The organism is Microcoleus sp. A006_D1, assembly GCF_036702805.1.
Classification (GTDB): Bacteria; Cyanobacteriota; Cyanobacteriia; order Cyanobacteriales; family Microcoleaceae; genus Microcoleus.
The window spans coordinates 97,766-105,756 of record NZ_JAUBVZ010000022.1 but is presented as its reverse complement, the minus strand read 5'-3'; the positions used below and the strand labels follow the sequence as shown (position 1 = coordinate 105,756).

Sequence of the window (7,991 nt, the reverse complement as noted above, 5' to 3'; positions counted from 1 at the left end):
TGTCGCAGAAACCCGGTTTCTCGCCACGCAGCGGAAATTAGAGCGCACAAAAATCTCAGAAACCGGGTTTCTTCCGATATCTCTGGTACTTAACCGAAAATTGTCGCAGAAACCCGGTTTCGACGCACGCAGCTAATCTCAGATGACAAACGCCCAAACAGATGAGTTCAATCTATAATAAATCTATCCCAATTTAATTGGGCCTTCACGCTTCAACCTTCCCCTAACTCCCCCATGAACTCTGAACGCCAACCAGCCTATCTCAACCTGATTCATGAACTCCTCACCTGTCCCAACGGCGAAGAAGCGGAGATATTGAAAACTCACCCGGATTTGCTGGATGATGGCTTGGTGGCGGCCATGCTAGAAGAGGCAGATAATCTTAGGGAAAAAGGCGAACTAAAAAATGCTAATCGGTTGAAAAATTTTGCTGGGCTACTGGGTAAGGTGGATGGTGACTTCTTAGCGGGAATTGCACTAAGAGCGGAAGCAGACAGACTGTTAATACAAGGGAATCAGCAGAATGATATCAGTCGATTTCGAGAAGCTTTGCAGTTTTGGGAACAGGCATTAACTATCTATCTGGAAATCGGAGATCGCCAAGGAGAATCTCATGCCATCGGCAATTTGGGTATTGCTTACCAATCCCTAGGGGATTACAATCGGGCGATCGACTTTTATGAACAGTCTTTAGAGATTAAACAGAAAATAGGCGATCACAAAGGAGAAGGTGGCTCGCTTTGCAATCTGGGGAAAGTTTACAAATCCCTAGGGCAATATCACAACGCGATCAAGTTTTACCATAAGTCTTTACAGATTTTACGGGAAATAGGATATCGCGAATGGGAAGCTAATTCTCTCGGCGGTTTAGGCAATGCTTACTATGGTCTAGGGGATTACAATCGGGCGATCGACTTTCACGAACAGTCTTTAGTGATTTCACGGGGAATCGGAAATCGCCAAGGTGAAGCTGCTTCCCTCGGCAATTTGGGCAATGCTTACGAATCCCTAGGGCAATACAATCGGGCAATCGAGTTTTACGAACAGTCTTTAGTGATTGAACGGCAAATCGGAGATCGTCAAGGAGAAGGTGGCTCCCTTTGCAATCTGGGGAAGGTTTACCAATCCCTAGGGCAATATCACAACGCGATCGAGTTTTACCAGCAGTCTTTACAGATTTTACGGAAAATAGGATATCGCGCATGGGAAGCTAATTCCCTCGGTAATTTGGGCAATGCTTACTATTGCCTAGGGCAATACAATCAGGCTATCAACTTTTACGAACAGTCTTTAGTGATTCAACGGAAAATCGGAGATCGCAAAGGAGAAGCTTATGCCCTCAACAATTTAGGCGAAACTCTATTCACAATAAACAAATTCCCAGAAGCCGAAGCCAAACTCCGTGAATCAATCATAATTCACGAAACTATACGGTCTGAATTAGTCCATAATGACCACAAAGCATCAATTTTTGAAACCCAAATATCTGCCTATCGCAACCTGCAAAAAGTCCTAGTCGCGCAAAATAAATTTGACGAAGCCCTAGAAATTTCCGAAATGTCCCGCACCCGTGCCTTCGTAGAATTATTGCAACAAAACCTCTTAACAACTGACTTAGCAACCAACGAAATCACAAATACATTATCAATCGCCAAAATCCAACAAATCGCTCAACAAAAAAACTCCACAATCGTTGAATATTCGATTGTTGAACGAGACATTTATATCTGGGTAATCCAACCAAACGGCAACATCATCCATCGCGTCGCCAACCTCCAACCCCTCAACCAACCAAACCAATCCCTCAAACAAATCATCCTAAAAGCCCGCGTCTCCATCGGAGTAGAGGAAATCGATGAGGAAAAACAAAAAATTAAGATAGAATCCGAATACAAGCGAGACGAAACAGGCGGCTATCCCCTACTAAAAATACTTTATCAAATCCTGATCGAACCCATAGCAGATTTACTACCACCTGACCCCAACTCCCCGATCACTTTTATCCCCCACTACGAACTATTTTTAGTTCCTTTCACTGCCCTGCAATCCGCCAATAACCGCTATTTAATAGAAGATTATACCATCCTCACCGCCCCATCCATCCAAGTATTAGCACAAACCAGCCAACACCAAGAAAACATCAAAGGATTGAGACAAGCCGCCCTGATAGTAGGCGATCCAACTATTGCAGCAAAATTTCAAGAAAACCCCTACAAACTCCGACAAATATCGAGGGCAAAAGAAGCCGCCGAAGCCATCGCCGCGATTTTAGGAACCGCAGCAATTAGCGGAGAAAATGCCACCAAAGCCGCCATATTAGACCAAATGCTCAACACCCGCATCGTCCATTTATCCGCCCACGGACTCCTCGACGATTTCCAAGGTTCCGGCATTCCCGGCACGATTATTTTAGCTGCTTCAGGAGACGACGACGGCGCGCTGAATGCCGCCGAAATCCTGCAATTAAAACTCAATTCCGAACTGGTAGTATTAAGCGCTTGCAGCACAGGCCGCGGTACAATCACCGGAGATGGAGTCAACGGACTATCGCGCTGTTTCATCCTCGCGGGAGTACCGAGTATCATCGTCTCGCTGTGGAATATGGGAGTAATTTCAGCCAAGTTGCTGATGACTGAATTCTACCAAAATTTAGCGCGAGGCGATAACAAAGCGGCGGCATTGCGGTGTGCTATGCTAACAACAAAGGAGCAATATCCCCGTCCTAAAGATTGGGGTGCATTCACCTTAATCGGCGAAACCGAAAGTTTACCATTAGAAACTCAACAAATAGATTTAAGGAGGCTAAAAATGTCACTACCCGATAATTATACACCTGAAGAGATTGTCGCTGGTTTAGCTAAGTTATTGAAAACATCAGAACCGAAGTTATTTGTTAATGATTTAGCTGCGCTTGATCTGGAATCAACAGACAATGTGAATATTGTAGCAGAAAAAATCAGGGCATGGTGCGAAACTCGATCGCAAATTGAGGAGAATTTAGAGAACGAAATTGAGCAAGCTGGGCCTGGTGGTACTGATGGCGATGCACCGGAAGAAGTTGTGAGGGATTTGATGGAAGTGCTGATGGATAATAAGATGAGGTTGGGTTTGTCTCGGCCGTCGGTTTCGGTGGTTGAAACGGGTGATTCTGGGACGGAATCTTAGGAATTGCGTTTACCCAAAAGATAGCGGGCGATTGAAATCGCGCCTACACAAATGATGTCCGCCTCCGCGGACTAAGATAGATAGCGGGCGATTGAAATCGCGCCTACACAAACGATGTCCGCCTCCGCGGACTAAGATTGAATTAATATCTTGCAACCTGCGGAGGCAGGTTTTGTCTGTGTAGCCGCGATTTCAATCGCCGGGGCATTTATTGCAACCTGCGGAGGCAGGTTTTGTCTGTGTAGCCGCGATTTCAATCGCCGGGGCGTTTATAGCCGCGATTTCAATCGCCGAGGCATTTATTGCAACCTGCGGAGGCAGGTTTTGTCTGTGTAGCCGCGATTTCAATCGCCGAGGCATTTCGCCAAATATTTTTCGCAATATGTCTTATATTCCACAAGGTTTGATTATGAACGAACCAACGCAAATCAAAAATCCCAGCATCACTCTCTATCCTTTCCACCTGCGAAATGACGGAGACGAAGGCTACCAACAACCAGCGAAAAATGCCCAAGATGTCTGGCAAACCCTAGCCGATAATGTCGGCGAAAAATTAAATTTTCCTGAACTCAAATCCCTCCGAGATCAGCTAATCTGCTACAAAGACGGACAGTATCATCCAGCGGGCGAAAATGGGAATTTGAGCGACCAAAAACTGCTACCCAATGGCAAAATCTTAAGATTTCAGCCGCTTACTCTGTCCGATAATCTCAAACTATACGGCTCGATTGACGCAAGACGAATTCACGATACCTACGCCGCAGACTTGACTTTTTACTATAATAATGCTACGATTTTAGTGGCAGATTTAAAGCAATTTAATCCCCAAGGTTGCCTGCTACCGAATAAAATTCAAGCATCCATCGGACAAACATTATTGCTGTATGCAGAGCCTGTTGGGTTCTATAATGATTCTGCTTGTTGCGCGCTGGCTGAGGAATGCGTGCGGGCTTTGGTCGGAGAGGGAATCGCACCGGAATTGAAGTTAACCGTCGCCGGGAAGTTGTTTGGTAGTCCGATTTTTGAATATGATAATATTGCCAAAGAGTGTCATATCTTAGTGTGGTTTCAACAGCATCCCGATACTTTGAAGTCGCTAACATCAACTTTTAACTATTATTTGATCAATTTACTGTGTGCTCGCAGTAAAGTCTTGTTTGTCTACAATCAAGCTGAGCAAAGCTATCGCCTCGGACAACAAATCGCGAGCAAGTTAGAAAAATTACTGCCAGAATTTACTCAAATTGAAGCGCAAGCAAATCGAGAAGTTAAACTCACGGATTTAAAGAATTTGTTGGCTGCAATCAGCAGTCTAGTATTTGAATATGCTCAGGAATTGCGACATTTGCGAGAATTCAGTATTACGATTGATATTAATGCCGAAAATTATGCCCAAAATTATGCTAAAATTAAAGCATTGTCCATTGCTGGCGATGATTTGCAGTTTTTGCATAAGTTTCGGAGATTGTCCGATCGCAAATATCAAAGTCAAATCCAAAAATATTTAAACTACCTGATTGCGAATCAAGATTTGTTCCAGCAGACAATTTCCAGAATCAGCAGCATGGTGGCAATCGAACAGGTGGAATTGGACGCGGAACAGGCAAAAAGCGATAAAAATAGCGATCGCCAACTTGAGAATATCATATTTTTTGTCGGAACTGCGATCGGCGGCGGCCAAATCTTTTCAGCCGCCTATCCCCTAATCAAGGATACACCGATTTACTGGCGGCCAGATTTTTCCCTCCCGCTTCATCCCTTCACCGCCACGATTGTATGGAGTTTGTTTTTCGGTTTAACATTCGGCTTGCTGATATTGGGTATCCTGCTGCTGATCAGAAAAATATTGCACAGGTAGGGGCGAGTTTGACCAGCAACATTTATCGGCACCCAGCAAATCAATAAACATCATCCCGCACCACAAATGACTCTCTTAAGGAAAGATCAGAATAACCGGCTAAGGATTTATTAAATATTTGAAACTAGGTATGAGGTTTAAATAATTTAATATTTTGAATTCTTCAATAATCCAAAATATCAAATCTAAAATTACTAGGTTAGCAATCTAGATTTTGCTGTAATTGCTCCCACACACCACAAAATAGCATTGACAATCTCTGAACGCTGGATGTCCTCTTCAGCTAAAAAAATCGCAAACTCTTCCTGAATATTCAGGTAATCTGCAAAAGCATAAAGCACGCGCTTGTACTCTGTGGGCATCGGTGTTAATGTGACTTTAACTAAATTTAACAGCGCGTTCAAACAGTTAAGCATAATCCCAGATTCGTCAATATCTTCTGCATCGAGCAAGTACAGCGTTTCTGCAATGTCGCAAATAGCGTCTAATTGTGTTGGCGGCGTTCCCAGTTTGCTGATATTAATATCGCACAATTGGAGAGCGTTAATCGCTAGTTCTGGACGGGTAAAAAATACAAGTTGACCGCCGGCGACTAAAGGTGGCTCTTGTTCTCCATAGACAATTAGAGTGTATAGATTGGGTGTTTCGGTTTCGGGGTCGATGCGGAAACCGAACAGCCACAGCAATTTTTCTTGATTTGGGTTGGCTGTTTGCAGGGTTGTTGCGATTTTTTTGAGTTGTGACATGATTTTTTAATTCCGCTAAAATTTCTGCTATTAAACCTAGTTTATAGGCAAAATATGGGTGTTGTTGATAAATCTACAAATAAACTGGGTTTAAGCAGCAATAATCCGCAAGTTTTGTCTACAAATTTTGCTGAACAATAGCGCAGCATTCAACAACCGTTGCTCTTTTTTCCATGGCTGCAACTAAAGCTTCGTAAGCTGGTTTATTGCTTTCAATGAGGTTTTTTGCTCGCAGCGAACCCCAGTTTTGTTTGAGTTGAATTTCGGAACTGGGACGGCGCAGTTGTGTTAAGATTGCGCTGATTTTGGTGCGGTCTTCTGCGCCTCCTTGTGCACTGCCATAAACAATTTTTTCGGCGACTATTCCTGCCATCCACACGGTGCAGTATTGGTCTAAAAGTTGGACAGAAAGAGTGCCGTTTTGCAGTTGAGATGCTAATTGTTCGTCTGCAAATCGGACGCCGCCTTGGGCTGTTTGACCTTGTTTGAATGCTTCCCAAGCATTGAGGGCGTAGCTGGTTACGGGAATTCCTAACAGGTGGGCGACGAGGAAGTGTCCTGCTTCGTGGTGGAGGATGCGATCGCGCTTTTGCTTAGAACTTCCGCCCACCAAATCTACTAAAATTGTACCGCCTTGACCTTGCCACTGGAAACTGTCGAGGGTGGCTAGCCCCAACAGGCAAAAAGTGGCGATCGCAGGTACGGCCTCTGGTATGTTGAATAGGGGGCCCAATATTACCGAAACAACGATCGCGAAAATAGAAATAGCGATAATATTCAAAGAAGTGTCTTTCATAATCGGAATTGATAACTGGGAGTTGGTAATGGGTAAACTGGTTTGAGATGTAGAATCAGGTGCGATCGCGCATTCTTGTTTGGCGCCGTGTCCGGTCGAGCTCCGCGCCCGGACTTCTGACAAAAACACCATCTTCCAGTTTGACTGAAAATTGCCGATCGCAAGCCACCAATCTGAAAAAGATATTAAAATAAATTAAAGTCAAGTAAAAGTGTTAGTGGAATCCTTCATGTCAGTTTTGGCAGCGATCGCAGTTTTAGGTATCTTGATTGTCGTTCACGAACTCGGCCACTTCTTGGCGGCGAGACTGCAACACATTCACGTCAACCGCTTCTCCATTGGTTTCGGCCCCGTCCTCTGGAAGTACCAAGGCCCGGAAACCGAATACGCCCTCCGCGCCTTTCCCCTGGGAGGTTTCGTGGGTTTCCCGGATGACGATCCAGACAGCACAATTCCCCCCAATGACCCGAATTTGCTGCGAAATCGTCCCGTGCTCGATCGGGCGATCGTGATTAGTGCAGGGGTAATTGCCAACTTAATTTTTGCTTACTTCCTGCTGGTAGTGCAATTGACCACCGTCGGCGCGGCATCCCTGAATTACCTCCCGGGAGTTAAAGTCCCGGAAGTCGCCGCAGAAGTCAGTTCGGCCGCCAAACAAGCGGGAATTCGATCGGGCGACATTGTTCTGTCCGTTGATGGCAAGGAATTGGGCGCGAACGGCGAAGCAATCAAATCTTTAGTCGCAGCAATCCAAAATAATCCCAAGCAACCCTTGGCGTTGGAAATTCAGCGTGCAGAACAAAAATTTGTGGTGACAGTCACTCCCGAATTGTCACCTGACGGTAAAGGTAAGATTGGCGTGCAGCTAACTTCTAACGGGACTGTCGTGCGGCAGCGGGCGGGAATTGTAGAGGCATTTAGCAAGGCAGCGACTGAATTTGAGCGCATTGTAGTGCTGACGTTTCAAGGTTTTGGGCAGTTACTTAGCAATTTCAGCCAGACTGCCGAAAAGTTGTCCGGGCCAGTGGCAATTGTGGCTATTGGTGCAGGGATTGCGCGATCGGATGCAGCGAGTTTGTTTCAGTATGCGGTGTTAATTAGCATCAATTTAGCTGTGATTAATATCTTGCCTTTACCTGCTTTGGACGGCGGTCAGCTCGCTTTTCTGTTAATAGAAGGACTGCGGGGCAAACCTCTGCCGAACCGTATTCAGGAAAATGTGATGCAGACTGGTTTGGTACTGTTGCTGGGCTTGGGAATTTTCTTAATTGTTCGCGATACTGCTAATTTGGCTGGCTTTGATTTGATGCAAAGTCTTCGGCAGCAGTAGTCAGTTGATAGTTGACAGTTGGCAGTTGGCAGTTGAAAGTTGACAGTTGGCAGTTGGCAGTTGGCAGTTAGCAGTTGGCAGTTGATAGTTGATAGG

At 45.1% G+C, this 7,991-nt stretch carries 5 protein-coding genes; 3 read left to right on the top strand and 2 right to left on the bottom strand.

Going from position 1 to position 7,991, the window contains the following annotated elements; all coding sequences use genetic code 11:
- Positions 1-234: 234 nt before the first annotated feature.
- Positions 235-3,165 (top strand): CHAT domain-containing tetratricopeptide repeat protein, encoded by a 2,931-nt coding sequence (locus tag QUB68_RS27135; RefSeq protein ID WP_332998036.1) that lies wholly within the window; start codon positions 235-237, stop codon positions 3,163-3,165.
- A 382-nt stretch (positions 3,166-3,547) separates the two neighbouring features.
- The gene (locus tag QUB68_RS27130; RefSeq protein ID WP_332998035.1) at positions 3,548-5,023 is read left to right on the top strand and encodes a hypothetical protein; all 1,476 of its coding nucleotides are present in this window, start codon (positions 3,548-3,550) and stop codon (positions 5,021-5,023) included.
- A gap of 194 nt (positions 5,024-5,217) precedes the next feature.
- On the opposite strand, the gene QUB68_RS27125 is transcribed toward QUB68_RS27130, so the two are convergent.
- The gene (locus QUB68_RS27125; RefSeq protein WP_332998034.1) at positions 5,218-5,769 is read right to left on the bottom strand and encodes a hypothetical protein; all 552 of its coding nucleotides are present in this window, start codon (positions 5,767-5,769) and stop codon (positions 5,218-5,220) included.
- 118 nt (positions 5,770-5,887) lie between these two features.
- Complete coding sequence (locus QUB68_RS27120; RefSeq protein WP_332998041.1) at positions 5,888-6,565, bottom strand: ATP-dependent Zn protease; 678 nt, start codon at positions 6,563-6,565, stop codon at positions 5,888-5,890.
- A gap of 229 nt (positions 6,566-6,794) precedes the next feature.
- On the opposite strand from QUB68_RS27120, the gene rseP reads away from it, so the two are divergent.
- Positions 6,795-7,895 carry an RIP metalloprotease RseP gene (gene rseP, locus QUB68_RS27115; protein ID WP_332998033.1) on the top strand — a complete coding sequence of 367 codons (1,101 nt, stop codon included), beginning with the start codon at positions 6,795-6,797 and terminating at the stop codon, positions 7,893-7,895.
- The last annotated feature ends 96 nt before the right edge of the window (positions 7,896-7,991 follow it).

Bases quoted from the DNA above. Each gene is read 5' to 3' on its own strand.
- QUB68_RS27120 (WP_332998041.1), bottom strand. From the start codon at position 6,565: ATGAAAGACACTTCTTTGAATATTATCGCTATTTCTATTTTCGCGATC.
- QUB68_RS27135 (WP_332998036.1), top strand. From the start codon at position 235: ATGAACTCTGAACGCCAACCAGCCTATCTCAACCTGATTCATGAACTC.
- rseP (WP_332998033.1), top strand. From the start codon at position 6,795: ATGTCAGTTTTGGCAGCGATCGCAGTTTTAGGTATCTTGATTGTCGTT.
- QUB68_RS27125 (WP_332998034.1), bottom strand. From the start codon at position 5,769: ATGTCACAACTCAAAAAAATCGCAACAACCCTGCAAACAGCCAACCCA.
- QUB68_RS27130 (WP_332998035.1), top strand. From the start codon at position 3,548: ATGTCTTATATTCCACAAGGTTTGATTATGAACGAACCAACGCAAATC.